The sequence below is a fragment of the Limnospira sp. PMC 289.06 genome (genome assembly GCF_032350395.1).
Classification (GTDB): Bacteria; Cyanobacteriota; Cyanobacteriia; order Cyanobacteriales; family Microcoleaceae; genus Limnospira; species Limnospira platensis.
In genome coordinates this window covers 1-13,842 of the sequence record NZ_JARPLC010000004.1, presented here as the reverse complement: position 1 = coordinate 13,842, position 13,842 = coordinate 1, and the positions used below count along the sequence as shown (strand labels likewise).

Annotated in this window: 12 protein-coding genes; 6 read left to right on the top strand and 6 right to left on the bottom strand. The window is 44.8% G+C overall.

Annotation, left to right across the window (positions count from 1 at the left end):
• Positions 1–166: 166 nt before the first annotated feature.
• Complete coding sequence (locus tag P5674_RS01720; RefSeq protein ID WP_006616908.1) at positions 167–1,039, bottom strand: alpha/beta fold hydrolase; 873 nt, start codon at positions 1,037–1,039, stop codon at positions 167–169.
• Positions 1,040–1,046: 7 nt separating this feature from the next.
• Complete coding sequence (locus P5674_RS01715) at positions 1,047–1,622, bottom strand: hypothetical protein (protein WP_006616907.1); 576 nt, start codon at positions 1,620–1,622, stop codon at positions 1,047–1,049.
• 17 nt (positions 1,623–1,639) lie between these two features.
• On the opposite strand from P5674_RS01715, the gene rdgB reads away from it, so the two are divergent.
• Complete coding sequence (rdgB, locus tag P5674_RS01710; RefSeq protein ID WP_315669742.1) at positions 1,640–2,221, top strand: RdgB/HAM1 family non-canonical purine NTP pyrophosphatase; 582 nt, start codon at positions 1,640–1,642, stop codon at positions 2,219–2,221.
• Between the two features lie 114 nt (positions 2,222–2,335).
• Here rdgB and P5674_RS01705 read toward each other — a convergent pair whose 3' ends face one another.
• Entirely contained in the window at positions 2,336–2,674 is a 339-nt protein-coding gene (locus P5674_RS01705) for a P-II family nitrogen regulator (RefSeq protein WP_006616905.1), read from the bottom strand.
• A gap of 424 nt (positions 2,675–3,098) precedes the next feature.
• On the opposite strand from P5674_RS01705, the gene ilvB reads away from it, so the two are divergent.
• On the top strand, positions 3,099–4,937 hold the full coding sequence (ilvB, locus tag P5674_RS01700) for a biosynthetic-type acetolactate synthase large subunit (RefSeq protein WP_006616904.1): 1,839 nt from the start codon (positions 3,099–3,101) through the stop codon (positions 4,935–4,937).
• 94 nt (positions 4,938–5,031) lie between these two features.
• On the opposite strand, the gene P5674_RS01695 is transcribed toward ilvB, so the two are convergent.
• On the bottom strand, positions 5,032–6,717 hold the full coding sequence (locus P5674_RS01695; RefSeq protein WP_006616903.1) for a hypothetical protein: 1,686 nt from the start codon (positions 6,715–6,717) through the stop codon (positions 5,032–5,034).
• 318 nt (positions 6,718–7,035) lie between these two features.
• On the opposite strand from P5674_RS01695, the gene glmM reads away from it, so the two are divergent.
• From glmM to P5674_RS01675, 4 genes are all read left to right on the top strand, one after another.
• Positions 7,036–8,499, top strand: a complete 1,464-nt coding sequence (gene glmM, locus P5674_RS01690; RefSeq protein WP_035737595.1) for a phosphoglucosamine mutase — start codon at positions 7,036–7,038, stop codon at positions 8,497–8,499.
• Between the two features lie 156 nt (positions 8,500–8,655).
• Entirely contained in the window at positions 8,656–10,284 is a 1,629-nt protein-coding gene (gene hpsL / locus P5674_RS01685; RefSeq protein ID WP_006616691.1) for a hormogonium polysaccharide biosynthesis protein HpsL, read from the top strand.
• A gap of 285 nt (positions 10,285–10,569) precedes the next feature.
• Positions 10,570–11,733 (top strand): hormogonium polysaccharide biosynthesis glycosyltransferase HpsO, encoded by a 1,164-nt coding sequence (gene hpsO / locus P5674_RS01680; RefSeq protein ID WP_006616690.1) that lies wholly within the window; start codon positions 10,570–10,572, stop codon positions 11,731–11,733.
• Between the two features lie 322 nt (positions 11,734–12,055).
• Complete coding sequence (locus P5674_RS01675; protein WP_006616689.1) at positions 12,056–12,559, top strand: GNAT family N-acetyltransferase; 504 nt, start codon at positions 12,056–12,058, stop codon at positions 12,557–12,559.
• Here the strand turns inward: P5674_RS01675 and P5674_RS01670 are convergent.
• Both P5674_RS01670 and P5674_RS01665 read right to left on the bottom strand, forming a co-directional pair.
• A complete protein-coding gene (locus P5674_RS01670; RefSeq protein ID WP_014276190.1) occupies positions 12,530–13,417 on the bottom strand; it encodes an alpha/beta fold hydrolase in 888 nt (295 codons plus the stop codon). The genes P5674_RS01675 and P5674_RS01670 overlap by 30 nt on opposite strands.
• Positions 13,418–13,562: 145 nt before the next feature.
• Positions 13,563–13,842: HNH endonuclease signature motif containing protein (locus tag P5674_RS01665; RefSeq protein ID WP_315669741.1), on the bottom strand; the 280-nt coding region annotated here is incomplete at its 5' end.

Below are 13,842 nucleotides of genomic sequence, written 5' to 3'. Positions count from 1 at the left end.
TAATGACCGGGTGGGGCGGGTTTATTGATATTCCGGTGGGGAAATGTCATTGACAGCAGAACCCGCCCCTACCATTATCAATTATCAATTAATGACCGGGTGGGGCGGGTTTATTGATATTCCGGTGGGGAAATTTCATTGACAGCAGAACCCGCCCCTACCATTATTAATTGTCAATTAAAAATTCTTGAATAATTTTCAGGTAATTTTTAGGGTCTTCTAACATGGGAAAATGAGCAGTATTTGGCAAAATAGTAAGCTGAACGTTAGGATTGAGAGTAGCCGCTTGTTTAGCCATTTCCATAGGGATAATTTGGTCATATTCCCCAGCTACCAAGAGGGTAGGGACTGTTAATTTTTTAAATTCTTGAGGAAACCATTGGGTAGCTTCTTTGCTGACGGATGTTAAGACAGTACCATAGGCGGCGGCAAAATCTGCTAATAAGAAATCCTCTAAAAACTCTCGGCTGACCTGACTAGGTAAGGGACGATGCAGAAATCTCGCCATAAATATTTGATGAATTAAAGGCATTTTTGCCATCCATTTTGGGCGAAACATGACCACATAGCGACTAAATTTATGGAAAGTTGTAAATGATTTTTCATCATATTCAAAAATACCACTACAGGTTAAGATAGCCCGAACTACCATGGACGGATAAAGATTCATAAAAATGGCAGCAACGGAAGCGCCCATAGAGTGAGCGTTAATATAGACTTGTGGAATATTTAAAGCCTGTAAAAGGGCGGCTAAATCCTGAGCATATTCGGTTAATTCATAACTTCGATCGCCATCATTTAAAGCAGGTCGATTAGACCGACCAAAACCCCGCATATCATAAAGTAAACAATGAAAGCGATCGCCCAAAGCCATAGCGGTACTTTCCCAATAGCGACCCGACCCACCCCAACCATGAATAAACACCATAACCGGCTTAGAACTTTCTAAATGGTAGGGAGTTCCCACCCATTGATAATAGTGTTCTACGCCATTAATAGTAATATAAGAACTATCGGGCTGCTGAGTTAAACTAATCATCAAGCTATCAATTTGGTAATTTGCCAAGTTTTTTTAATATAGCAAATATTGCCTCAGATGCAGTCATAGGAGAAGCTGTTTTTAAGCCAATTAACCCAGTTTCCAGCCACCAGCCCCAGGTCTGGTGAGGAAATCGCCACAAGTCCAAATGTTCTACAGGCGGGTCAGCATAGAAACCACCATCACCGGCACCTAATAGCCCAGAACTCCAGTGAGTAAAGCGATCGTGACTGATACGGTAAAAGGGAAAATTCCCGACCCGACCAACTCCCCAACCATCAACGGCAATTAATCCCCTCACCTGACCCCCTGATTGTTGCCATCTGTAAGCACCTACCATAGCAGCCACCACACCGGCACTAAAGCCAATAAATATCAATGGTGTCAGAAGGCGATCGCCAAGATTATCCTGTAAAAACTCCCCCAAGGCGATCGGTGAGAGAGGGGAAGATAGATCAGCCGGAAACACCAAAAGCCCATTATCTCCCCAGTCTACTCCCAGTCTATCCAAAAACTGATCTGTAAAATGGGGCGGGTGAAATCCCGGACAGATAACAGTAGTTATAGTTGTTGAATGTTCCATTCCCACAGGTAAATGATATGACCAAACTATTAGTAGTGGCAACCGGAAACCCTGGTAAGTTAAATGAAATGCAGGCTTATCTGGGTGGTATCGATGTGAAATTGCAGCTTAAGCCCGATAATTTGGACGTTGAAGAGACCGGAAACACATTTTTGGAGAATGCCTGCCTAAAAGCCAGTGAAGTGGCAAAGGCGACCGGAGAATGGGCGATCGCAGATGATTCAGGACTAGCCGTAGATGCCCTAGGGGGAATGCCAGGAGTATATTCAGCCCGGTATGCGTCCACCGATAGCGATCGCATTAGTAAATTACTCAAAGAACTGGAAACCGCCGCCGACCGTAGCGCCCAATTTATTTGTGCGATCGCCATATCTCGTCCTGATGGTTCTATTGTCCAACAAGTCCAAGGAATATGTCCAGGAGTGATTGCCCAAACCCCCCAAGGTCAAGGAGGTTTTGGCTACGACCCCATTTTTTATGTTCCTGAGCAGCAAATGACCTTTGCCCAAATGTCTCCAGAACTCAAGCGAAAAATCTCCCACCGAGGAAAAGCCTTTGACCTATTACTTCCCCAACTGAGTACCCTTCTCAATGGGTAGGAAACCAGATCACTTATTGATCGTGCGATCGTCTCAAGGCGTGGATAAGAAACTCCCACCACTACTTCCCCAGGTGGGAGAGGCTTCATGGCGGGGAATAATCGCCGAAAGCGTTTAAATTGCTTCTAGGTTCTTTTCTCCTGTGCGGATACGAATAATTTGCTCAACTGGAGAGACAAATATTTTACCGTCTCCAATTTCACCGGTACGAGAAGCCGATACGATTTTCTCTACAACCATATCAACGTGCTCATCTTCGACCACAATCTCAACCTTGAGTTTTTGTAGGAACTCAACTGTATATTCCGAACCCCGATAACGCTCAGTCTGACCTTTCTGGCGGCCAAACCCGCGAACTTCCGAAACCGTCATTCCAACAATGCCAGCATTGACCAGGGCAATCTTGACTTCATCAAGTTTAAATGGCCGAATAATGGCTTCTATCTTTTTCAAGGTTTTCACTCCTAACGCTTACTGTTTGACAATCCTACACTTGGCAGTTGGGTTTAGTGCCTGCTGATCAGGTCTTCCAGGGAATCGGTCGAACTTTCTTTAAGATCAGCTCACCAGCTATCTAAGATACTACCAGTTCGATGCAAATCTCCCCAGGGGGTAGACATTCGACTCCGATTTATTCAGCCATACATAGCCCAAACCATTTGATATCACTATCAAAGCCCCGCAATTGGTAAATCGTGATACAATTGCAGGAAAGCCTCAACCCCCTAACCCTATCGGAACCAACCGTTAGGCCTGATAGTGGCGGCTTAACAATGTAAAATCTTGTTAAAACCCTAACCGCCCAGTCCCCTTAAACAAATTCCTTACTAAAATAGAGGTTTTAACTCAACAATATAGTTAAATTAGAGGAGCGATCGTGCAACTTCAAACTAAAATTGCTGCGGGGCGTGCAACAGGTGCGTTTGCGCTCATTGATAGTCTTAAACGTCATGGCGTACAGCACATTTTCGGCTATCCTGGTGGAGCTATTCTCCCCATTTATGATGAACTGTATCGAGCCGAAGCTGAGGGCGGTATACAGCATATCCTAGTTCGCCATGAACAGGGGGCATCCCACGCTGCTGATGGGTATGCCAGAGCTACCGGACGAGTGGGAGTGTGCTTTGGTACATCAGGACCAGGAGCGACTAACCTAGTTACTGGCATTGCTACGGCTCACATGGACTCGATACCAATGGTAATCATTACCGGACAGGTAGCCCGCCCCGCCATTGGTACAGATGCTTTCCAGGAAACAGATATTTTCGGCATTACCCTACCAATAGTCAAACATTCCTATGTGGTTCGTGAACCGGGTGATATGGCTCGCATTGTGGCGGAAGCCTTCCATATTGCCAGCACAGGCCGTCGGGGTCCGGTACTCATAGACGTTCCCAAAGATGTAGGTTTAGAGGAATTTGATTATATTCCGGTTAATCCAGGAGAGGTTTCTTTACCTGGCTATCGTCCTACTGTTAAAGGCAATGTTCGCCAAATCAACCAAGCTATTAAACTTATAGAAGAAGCAGAACGTCCCCTGATGTATGTCGGTGGTGGGGCAATTTCCGCCGGAGCCCATGCAGAAATTTCGGAATTAGCAGAGCTTTTTCAGATTCCTGTAACTACCACATTAATGGGGAAAGGTTCTTTTGATGAAAAGCATCCCCTGTCTGTGGGAATGTTGGGAATGCACGGAACAGCCTATGCTAACTTTGCTGTTAGTGAATGTGATTTGTTAATAGCTGTGGGGGCGCGATTTGACGATCGCGTTACGGGGAAACTTGATGAATTTGCCTCTAGGGCGAAGGTGATTCATATTGACATTGACCCGGCGGAAGTTGGTAAAAACCGCACGCCGGAAGTGCCAATTGTCGGAGATGTTCGCCAGGTGTTGATAGACCTGTTGCGCCGCTGCCGGGAAATTGGAGATGTCGGCAACGATAATCAAACTCAATCCTGGTTAGAGCGGATTAACCGTTGGCGGGAAGATTATCCCCTGGTGGTTCCCTCTTATTCTGATAGTCTCTCTCCCCAAGAGGTGATCGCAGAATTAGGAAAAATGGCACCGGATGCGTACTATACCACGGATGTGGGTCAGCACCAAATGTGGGCGGCTCAATTTTTGAAAAATGGCCCCCGTCAGTGGATATCTAGCGCTGGGTTAGGAACTATGGGCTATGGTATCCCGTCGGCTATGGGAGCTAAAGTGGCTTTGAGCGATCGCGAGGTGATTTGTATTGCTGGGGATGCCAGTGTGCAAATGAACATCCAGGAGCTGGCTACTATAGCACAATATGGCATAAATGTCAAGACTGTAATTATTAATAACGGTTGGCAGGGTATGGTCCGCCAGTGGCAACAAGCCTTTTATGGTGAGCGCTATTCGGCTTCTAACATGGAAATCGGAATGCCAGATTTTGAAATGTTAGCACGTTCCTATGGGGTAAAAGGCATGGTCGTTAAGAGTCGTGACGAATTACACCAAGCACTAGCGGAAATGTTGGCTTATGAGGGTCCTGTGCTGATGGATGTTCATGTTACTAAGGATGAAAATTGTTATCCTATGGTAGCACCAGGAAAGAGCAATGCTCAGATGATAGGATTACCTGAACGCCGGCAGTTAGAAAAAGCTGTTGAGTTAATCTATTGCAGTAATTGTGGGGCGAAAAATGTCGCCAGTAACAATTTCTGTCCTGAGTGTGGCACGAAACTGTAAACAGTCATCTATCACCTAGTAAATAGTAGGGACAAGGTTGGTCTTGTCTCTACTGGGTCAATTATGGATGTTCTGTTATCTGGCGACCTATCAGTTAATAGGGGGAAGCTGTTAACCTTCCGTCGGAATAGAAAATAAGATGATCAGCCAAATCTGGATTTTTTAAGAGTAGTTGATATTGGGTGGGCGCAAACTTAATCACTTCGTAGTCAAGAGTTTTTAAGGAGTTTTTCGGCCAGGGTAAAAAGGAAGTTTCGGGGTTAGACAAGTTGAATTGATAAATCTCTGGGGTATCTTGTCTAATTAAAATTGTATCGTCCAATTCGCGTAAATTATGGTGCATGACTGTCTGAATGCTATTGGTGGTAAATTGTACCCTTTCAAAGGGTCCGTCACCGGGTTCGCGACTAAATGCGATCGCATATTTTTCACCCCCCCCAAATAGATACAAACCCTGTATTAAACCGGTCCGATAAATATAAGCACCCCGGTAATTATCAGGAATAGCAGTAATAATAGCGGGGGTATTAGGGTTATCTTGTAACATCCCCAAAAGAATATTTTGAGAAATTGAACCAGCCACCTGCCAATTTTGGTTCAAAGATTGAACAGTCAACCCAAAAATCAACAGTAAAATTGAGGAGACGACCAAAATCAGCCGGATATTCATACACAAACACGCGAGGACTACTGCTAGATAAATTGACGCAAACCCAGAACCGAAATAGAGGTATCTTTCCCCTTGGGTGTCTGTAATTGACACAAATACATTAATGGCAGGTAAAACCGCTACAAAAAAACTACCTGCTAAAAATAGCAGTAAAGGGGGGATACTTGGGTCGGGAGTGCGGCTTTTAAACAGTAAGGAAGTACAAGCTAAGGACAGGAGAACAATTAGCCAAAAAATCGATAACCACAGACTAAAATTAGAGTTAAAAATCGGGGGCAGAAAAGTCCTAGTTGGGTAGATAATCAAATTTTGGGCAATATGAGCCCAATCAAACCTTAAATGAATATCCTCACCGTATCCCCCTACCAGTGTACCAATTTTGATAACTCTCCAGATAAAATAAACTGCCAAAACTGCCACATAGGGAATAATTAAGCCTAGTCTATTTTGCCAAGATTTGCCATTTTTTTTATTGGTAAAATAGTCGTAAATTTCAAACAAAATAATCAACCCAGGAAAGGTGACGAGAGATTCCTTTGATAGCACTGCCATAAAAAATAGCAGTAGAGATAATATATAAGGATATTTATATCGGGAATTTCTGCCGATTAAATAAGCGATAAAAGCTACAAACCCAAAAAAGCTAGAGATGACATCTGTGCGCGCAGAAATCCACGAAACTGCTTCGGTGTGACTAGGAAGTAGTAAAAATACAAACCCGGAAATATAGGGTAAAACTATTTTATAGTGGCGACCAATGGGAAAATTACGAACTAATAAACTAGCAGTCCAACCTACTGCTAAAGCATTGCTGAGATGAAATCCCAAATTAGTTAAATGATAACCGAGGGGTTCATTACCCCAAATTTGATAATCTAGGAAACTGATTAAACTCAGAACCGGACGAAAAAACAAAGATTGACCATGTTGTTGATTGACCCACAATCCCCAAGGTCCGACCTGTTCAAAAATGGCAATTAACACTAAATCATCTGACAGAAAAAATGAGTTAATAATAGGATAATAACAAACTATACCTGCCAGAGCGATAATGACAATTAATATAGCCCGATAAATAAGGAGCGATCGCCCTTGATTAATTTTGAACATTAAACTTAACTTTTTCCCCAATGATGAATTGAATATGTCCTAAGTATCAGTCTCCACGCCAGAGGCTGTCCAGGGAGTTAGAATAACATAACATCCTATCAGTTCAACCTTAAACCTAGGAACGAAATAACGCCTAACTACGTCAAACTAGGTCATCTGTATATTAGCCGAGTGGTTGAAAAGGCGATCGCAAAACTTAAAATATCCTCATAGGCTACCAGACATCAACTCAAGACTTGAATTGTAGATCAAGGTTCCTCAGTTCCGGACGTGCTATCCTCCTTTGTGAGTGTGTGAACATCGAGAGGAGTGAATAACATGGTATCAACACCAGTCCCTTCCCAGAACATCAAACTATCGCGCCCAGTAACAAATGCAGTCAACCCGGCCAAAACCCGTCCCGTCTTTGGGGGGGAACTTCCTAGTAGTCCCCTATTTGGTACAGACGGCATTCGCGGGCGAGTCGGAGAACTTCTAAACGCACCGCTGGCGCTACAGGTAGGCTTTTGGGCCGGACAAATTCTCCGCCAGCAACAGGACAATCTCGGCCCTGTCATCCTGGCACAAGATACCCGGATTTCGGGTAATATGTTAGCGATGGCCCTATCGTCGGGGTTAACGGCGGCGGGACTAGAAGTATGGAATTTAGGAGTTTGTCCTACTCCGGGAGTAGCCTACCTCACCCAAACCTGTAAAGCTATGGGTGGGGTGATGATATCCGCCAGCCACAACCCCCCAGAAGATAACGGAATCAAATTTTTTGGCGCAGACGGCACAAAACTCTCCAGCGACCTCCAGAAGCAAATAGAAGCAGCCCTACGGGGGGCGGAAGCCTTCCCGGTTTATTCTGATTCCTGTGGACAACATTACTACAGACCGGAATTAGTCCAGAATTATGCTGATTCTCTGTATCGTCCCCTGCTACCAACTACTAACCTACAGGGAATGCGGGTGGTTTTGGATCTGGCTTGGGGGGCGGCGGTAAATATTGCACCTCAAGTATTTAGAGAAATGGGAGCCGAAGTGATTTGTTTACATGAGTCTCCCAACGGTCATCAAATTAATGTTAACTGTGGGTCTACGCACCTGGACCTACTCCGCGAAGCTGTTATAGAACATCAAGCCCATTTAGGATTTGCTTTTGATGGGGACGCAGATCGGGTGTTAGCGGTCGATAGCCGGGGTCGTACCGTTGACGGCGACTATATCCTGTACTTCTGGGGGCAGACCCTCAGAAACGCGCAGCAACTGCCCCAGGATTTGATTATTTCTACGGTTATGGCAAACTTGGGATTTGAGAGAGCCTGGGAAAAACTGGGAGGAAAAATGATCCGCACCCCGGTGGGAGATCAGCACGTCCACAGCGAAATGAAGCGGACGGGATCTATGTTGGGGGGTGAACAGTCGGGCCATATCCTCTGTCATCACTACAGCATCACAGGAGATGGTCTACTGACGGCATTACACCTAGCAGCTTTAGTGAAGCGATCGCAAAAATCGCTCAACCAACTGGTGGATGATAGTTTCCTCACCTATCCTCAACTGTTACGAAATGTCAGAGTGGAAAACCCGGACAGCCGCCGTAATTGGAAAAACTGCGAACCTCTACAAAATGCGATCGCTAGTGCTGAAGCTGATATGGGGGATCAAGGTCGCATACTGGTGCGCGCTTCTGGTACTGAACCGCTGATCAGAGTTATGGTAGAAGCGGCTAACCCTAACCTGGTGCAATATTGGTGCGATCGCTTAGTGGGAGTGGTGCAACAATACTTAATTGCCTAATCTCCCCTAATGATGGGCATAACAGGGCGGATCAGATTGGGCAGTCCCCTAATTGTTGGTATATAATTTCGATTAGCGTGACCAACCAAGGCGGTTTTTAGTCGGGGAGCAAGTTACAAATGCCTAGTTACTGCCCAACTTAGAATTGAACCCAAAATGGCATCTAAGACTAAATCCAAAAAAAAGAAGTCCCGGAAAAAAAAGTCCAAACAACAGCAGAAAAAGCCGACCCTAACTAAAGCCCAACTTAAAGCTAAACAGCGCCAGTTTGCTAAAGACGTTAAAGCTGTTCTAGGCACTGTAATTCCCACTCTAATTGTTGGTGCGATCGTTGGGGTGGCTCTGTTTTTCGTCAAAGATGAAAGACTCGCCATTGCTGGTGGTGGTGGCATATTAGTCTTGGTTCTTTGCTATAAATACCCCCGTCATGGTCTCTGGGGTTTCCTAATCTATATGCCCTTCTCTGGAACTATTACTTACTGGATTGGGGGCGGAAATGTCATATTTCAGCTTGCCAAAGATGGCTTTTATTTTCCAGCCTTAGCTTCTATGTATAAAGACTGGAAAAGCAAAGGACTCCCTATCATTATTCCCAAGGCTCTTAAACAACCTCTGCTAATTCTTCTGGGTTTTTGTATTCTCACCATCATTTGCGTCAATGGCTTGCAACAACTTGACCCCAGACCGGGCGAGAAACCCATAGCTATGGGAATTTTGGGGTTAAAGGTATTTATGGGCTATGTTCCCCTAATTACCTGTGCCTACTACCATATCAGAGACAAAAAAGATTTGCTGTTTCTAACTCGCATGACCCTAATACTGGCAATTATATGTTGCCTTTTGGGCATGGTACAATATCAATTTCTCGCCAGTGGTCGCTGTCAAGGAACTGACCATCTGACAGGAGACGATCTGTTTCAAGCAACCATCGAGTATAAGTGTTTCGTAGGCGGATCTTTAGTTTTTAGCCCCTCCCAAAATATGATCCGACTTCCGGGAACCTTTGTCGCTCCTTGGCAGTGGGCTTGGTTTTTAATTGCTAACGCCTTTTTTACCTTTGCTACCGCCTTTAGTGATCCATCAGGAAAATGGCGTATAGCCGGATTAATTGGCATGGCATTAGTATTTGTAAATGCTGTGATTTCTGGACAGCGTATTGCCTTAGCATTAGTGCCGGTAGTGACAATTATTCTACTGGTTCTCACTGGACAAATTGCTAATCTCAAGCGCTTTATTCCTATTGGTGGGGGTCTCGGATTACTTTTGGGTATAGTCATGATTGCTAACCCAGAAATGGTTCAGGAACGAGTTGATAGTTTTGTGGATCGGTGGAATGCTTCCCCTCCCACTGACTTTATTTCCGGGCAGTTTGATCAAAGCAGTGGCGCACAACGGGGAATCCTTGGTAATGGTCTCGGACGAGCGACTAACTCCGCTCGTGTTTTTGGCAGAACTCGATTGATTGAAACTTACTATCCCAAGCTGATTTATGAAATTGGACCCCTAGGGACGATCGCTTTTCTATTTTTTGTAACTGTGATTACTTTCACAGCTTTTAAAACTTACCGTTCCGTTAAAGAAAAAAGCCTCCGCAGTTTTGGGGCTTCTTTCTGGGTGTTTGTTTTGGTGATTAGTTACAACACCTATTATTATCCCCTCGATGTTGACCCGGTAGCGGTTTATTATTGGTACTTTGCCGGGGTTATCTATAAATTACCGGAAATTGATAAGCAAGAAATTAAACGACTCATAGAAGAAGGAGAATTAGATGAAGATGAAATATAATATCTCAAAATCTCCTTATGCAATAACTTGTCAAAAACTGGCAACCATGACTAATAAATGCCCGCGAACATAGCCATCATTATCCCCCGACTATGTGGCGGTCTAGTTAGGTGTCTCTTCGTCCCCAAATTCGCTTTTTTGACAGAGTTAGGATAAACTATATTTATGGTCTAGCATGGGTTAGCTGTTGATTAACTACGGCTTAGATAACCAGTGGGAATATTTAATTTCAATCATCCACCCTTCCCCTCGACCTAATTAGCAAACAACAGGCAATTGATAGCTATGAAAATTATTGTCGCTAGTCACACTTATATTGTTGATCTCAACCGGGAGAAACTGCGGATTTTAGCTAACCTTGAACCGGGTATTGAGGTTATAGTGATTGTACCCCGTCTTTGGAACCCTGGCGGTGTCCAAAGTGAGCAGGTTAAATCCGAACCTGTGGATGAGGGAAATTTTAAGGTGGTTCCTATATCTAACCTTAGTCAAAATAACCAAGGTTTGCTGACTTTTGGTCTGGATTTAATTCCTCTGTTACAATCGTTTAAACCTGATATTATCCAAATCGAGCAAGGGGCAAAAGCCTTAACCTATGCTGAATTTATTACCCTAAATAAACTCCTAGGTATAGGCGCGAAAAATGTGTTTTTTACCTGGTGGAATTTACCATATACTCTCAAATTTCCCGTGTCGCTACTGGAACAATATAACCTAGGTAACACTGATGGTATTATTGTAGGAAACCAGGACGGGGCGGAAATTTTGCGCGACCATGGATATCAAGGACCGATGGAGGTGATGCCTCAATTAGGAGTCGATGAAACCCTATTTAAACCGGAACCACAACCGGAATTAAGGGCGGAATTAGGCATAGAACCGGATACCTTTGTGGTAGGCTTCGTTGGTCGGTTTGTGGAAGAAAAAGGACTAATCACCCTAGCTAAAGCATTAGCTAAGGTCAAACATCACCCTTGGAAATGGTTACTACTAGGGCGGGGAGAGCTGCGATCGCCACTTTTAGACCTAGCTCAAGAATTAGGGATTCAAGACCGGCTAATTATAGTCGAGAGTGTCGCCCATGACCGGGTTTGGCAATATATCAACGTCATGAATACCCTAGTTTTACCCTCGGAAACCACCTACAAATTTAAAACCCTAACCTCCGTCGGCTGGAAAGAGCAATTCGGCCACGTTCTCATCGAAGCTATGGCTTGCCAAGTTGCCCTAATTGGTTCGGACTCTGGGGAAATTCCCTATGTAATTGACCAAGCTGGGTTAGTCTTCCCGGAAGGGAACCCCGAAGCCCTAGCCGACTGCCTAGAAAAGTTAATCAGTAACCCAGACTTGACCCAAGAACTAGGTCAACGGGGATATGAGCGAGCCCTCTCCTGCTACACTAACCATGCCCTAGCCAAGCAACAGCTGGAATTCTATAAACAACTTTGAACTCCCGGAAAATGCAGTATTTCCCAAGGACACAGGTTCCGCCCTAGAATTTTCAAAAATTGGTAGTCTAAAATACCGATTTATCGACAGTTAGCCCTAATATTAGAAGGCGATCGCATTATGAAACCACCACTGGCAGCCCCAAATCCTTTCCGCGCTCTCAAGATTACTGACCAAAGCACTAACCACACCATAAACTAGCCAAAGGCATATCTGATGATTGTTTCAAGTTTATATTTAGGCTGTGAATCAAATATTCACACTCAGAATATGTGGTCAAAGCCTGAGTGAGCAACTGCCAATAAACTGTGTACGGGAGTTTATGGAGAATAACTTGAAAATTCGTGATGCACTCGAAAACGATTTACCCCAAATTATCGAAATTTACAATTTAGCCGTTCCCCAAAAAATCGCCACGGCTGACCTAGAGCCAATTTCCGTTGAGAGTCGGTTAGGCTGGTATCGGGAATGTCAGTCAGCCCAACGCCCCCTATGGGTCGTGGAAATTGGCGATCGCATAATTGGATGGTTGAGTTTTCAGGCGTTCAAGAAGCGAGCCGCCTATGATGCTACTGCCGAACTGAGTATATACATCCATACTGACTATCAGGGACAGGGAATTGGCAAAAAACTACTCCATCAAGCCATAGAAGAAGGGCCAAAGTTTGGCTGTGAAACTCTACTGGCTCTAATTTTTGCCCATAACCAACCCAGCCTGAAACTCTTTGACAGTTTTGGCTTTCAACAATGGGGTTATCTCCCACAGATAGCTGTCATTGATGGAGTCAAACGGGATTTAGTGATTATGGGGCTGCACTTGTGTTGAGCCATGTTGAGCCAGAATATCCCGTAAGTGACCAACCACTTGCTCAGGCTGTTCGATCATGGCTAAATGTCCACAATTAGCAAGTTCAATCACATTTTGATAGCCACTGCGAAACAGATGATGAAAACTAGCCAGGTGGCGAACATATTGAGGTTCCATGATCTGATCGCACATTCCTGCCAAAAAATACACAGGCTGCTGTAATTGAGCCACCACTTGGGGGAGGCGATGCACTTCTGTCTCCGTAGTCGAATCCAATAAAGCACCTAAGGCCGCCTCTGGGTCCGCCATCACAAAATCAATTAATCGCTGGCGGCCCCATTCCCTAGAAACCGGACTAGCGACTTGCGCCCTGGTAAACAGCAAATCAATTAGAGGTAGGCAACAAAGCCATCGCGGACGAAACTTGACAATTTGTTCCCCTGTGACTCGGAAACGCTCAAATTCCTCTTTTAGGTAAATACCACCACCAGCATTCACGCAAACCACCCCCGCAATGCGATCGCTCAATTGCTGCGCCGCTAATAGTGCGATCGTCCCCCCTAAAGAATGTCCCACAAGCCAAGCCTTAGAGATATTTAACTCCTCGAGTAATATCCCTAAATCCTGAGCATAAGAAGCCGGAGCATAGTCACAAGAATATGGATGGCGACTGGCTAACTGAGAATCGCCAAACCCTCGCAAGTCATAGCATAAGCACTGATACTGAGGTTTTAGGCGATCGATTACAGGTTGCCAATACCGACGACTCAGCAGCCAGCCATGAATAAATACAACAACATCGGACCCATCTATTGGAGCCGTCAGATCATAGGCGTGTCCAACGCTGTGGATTTTAATAGTTGCCATAGATAACATCCTACTCTGAATCCGTCACCAGCTAAAAACTTGCGTACTAAGCAGATGATTCCCCTATAATTGACATAATTAGGGGTCGAGAGAGATGTCACCATCTCCCCCTCCCATTCAGAACCGTACGTGAGAGTTTCCCCTCATACGGCTCCTAGTCTGATTGTTCCATTGTTATGGACACAGCGTTGGCGTTATCTAACGCCGTCTTATCATCGTGGCAGTGGCGGTGCAGTAGCTGAAGATTCTTGTATTCATCCTTTCCACCGTGGCTTCGAGCTACAATGTGGTCTACTTCAACTAGGTCTGATGGGGTAAAGTATTGCCCACACCAGGTACACCTGCCTTTTTGCTTTTTGAGTAGTTTGGCTACCTTTGCTGGCGTGTCGATTGCTTGTCCTTTTCTGGTTGCCCAGTAAGTCCAATTTCCGTCA

What these genes read in the sequence shown, in the direction of transcription:
- P5674_RS01720 (WP_006616908.1), bottom strand. Translation starts at nt 1,039, where the DNA reads ATGATTAGTTTAACTCAGCAGCCCGATAGTTCTTATATTACTATTAAT.
- P5674_RS01715 (WP_006616907.1), bottom strand. Translation starts at nt 1,622, where the DNA reads ATGGAACATTCAACAACTATAACTACTGTTATCTGTCCGGGATTTCAC.
- rdgB (WP_315669742.1), top strand. Translation starts at nt 1,640, where the DNA reads ATGACCAAACTATTAGTAGTGGCAACCGGAAACCCTGGTAAGTTAAAT.
- P5674_RS01695 (WP_006616903.1), bottom strand. Translation starts at nt 6,717, where the DNA reads ATGTTCAAAATTAATCAAGGGCGATCGCTCCTTATTTATCGGGCTATA.
- glmM (WP_035737595.1), top strand. Translation starts at nt 7,036, where the DNA reads ATGGTATCAACACCAGTCCCTTCCCAGAACATCAAACTATCGCGCCCA.
- hpsL (WP_006616691.1), top strand. Translation starts at nt 8,656, where the DNA reads ATGGCATCTAAGACTAAATCCAAAAAAAAGAAGTCCCGGAAAAAAAAG.
- hpsO (WP_006616690.1), top strand. Translation starts at nt 10,570, where the DNA reads ATGAAAATTATTGTCGCTAGTCACACTTATATTGTTGATCTCAACCGG.
- P5674_RS01675 (WP_006616689.1), top strand. Translation starts at nt 12,056, where the DNA reads ATGGAGAATAACTTGAAAATTCGTGATGCACTCGAAAACGATTTACCC.
- P5674_RS01670 (WP_014276190.1), bottom strand. Translation starts at nt 13,417, where the DNA reads ATGTTATCTATGGCAACTATTAAAATCCACAGCGTTGGACACGCCTAT.